General features: G+C 62.9%; 2 protein-coding genes. Both read left to right on the forward strand.

The window, feature by feature from the left end; translation table 11 throughout:
- Window positions 1-634, forward strand: a 634-nt coding sequence (locus ACJH6J_RS30475; protein ID WP_406805042.1) for a papain-like cysteine protease family protein, incomplete at its 5' end; no start/stop codon positions are given.
- Window positions 631-1151 (forward strand): hypothetical protein (locus ACJH6J_RS30480; protein ID WP_406805043.1); only part of this gene is annotated, 521 nt, incomplete at its 3' end. The genes ACJH6J_RS30475 and ACJH6J_RS30480, both read left to right, overlap by 4 nt.

Here is a 1151-nt window from a genome sequence, read left to right on the forward strand (position 1 = left end):
CCGGACGTTCGGCCTCCAAGAAGACGCGGGGGAAACGATCGTGACACCGGCAGCAGACCAAACGGCTTCACTCGTGAACGCGACATGCGTCCCGATCAAACTGCCCCCGTTCAGGCGATCGAGGTGGCGCCTGCTCGACTTCAAGAACGAATACCAGGAAAAGACCAACTGGTGCTGGGCCGCCGTCGCGGCCAGCGTCGCCCATTTTTATCGTCCCGCCAGCAGGGTGACCCAATGCGACATTGCGAACGGACAGCTGGGCCGAAGTGATTGCTGCGCGGGCGACAAGGACGCCTGCAATGTCTACGGCTACTTGATGTCCTCGCTGTTCCGCGTCGGCCATTTCAGGAAATGGACGGCGCGCCGTTCCGCGTCCTTGCGAGAGACCGAGGAAGAGATCGGAGGCAGGCGCCCGCTATGCGTGCGCATCGTCTGGAATGGCGGCGGAGCCCACCTGGTCACGATCAAGGGTTACTCCGCGGCGGTCGGCGTGCCCGCGCAAGATAACTACGGCCTGGCGATTGCGGACCCTTGGTGGGGCCTCTCGGATATCGACGCCGCGCAATTTCCGCGCGGCTATGTCAACTGCGGCACCTGGACGGACACATACTACACCAGGAGGGCAACGGCATGACGATTCCGGCAGCTGACCTTCCCGACGATGCCCGCGACGCCGTCCTTGCCGGCATGGCCAGACGGGCGCGCACGCGGGGCTTTGCGACGCCCAAGCTCAACTTCGCGCATCGCAATCATCCCGAAGACCTGCAGCTTTGCGCACCGCATCGCATGGCGTTGCTGCCGTTGAGCGCGTTGCGCCGTCTGGCGGGGCCTGACCGGTGCACGGCCAAGGCTCCAGCCGCAAATGAGCTGCCGGCACTCAGTTCCGTAGCAACCATCCTCGGCTGGCGGTTTCTCATCTATGACAAGAATGCTCTTGAGCCGATCGCCGCAGCTCATGCCGTCTTCACCGACCAGGGCGGCTATCGATTGGCCGAACTGAACGAGGGACCATACGTAACCAACTTTCCCAAAGCGCTTCAGGCACCCGCCGTGCGTCGCGCGATCTCATTCGACAGTGACGATGACGAACCTTGTGAGCCGCTGTTGCTGCTCGCTCCGGCCATTTACTTTGCCGGACTGTGGATCCGATA

Origin of the sequence: Mycobacterium sp. SMC-18 (assembly GCF_045310895.1) — a bacterium.
Classification (GTDB): domain Bacteria; phylum Actinomycetota; class Actinomycetes; order Mycobacteriales; family Mycobacteriaceae; genus Mycobacterium.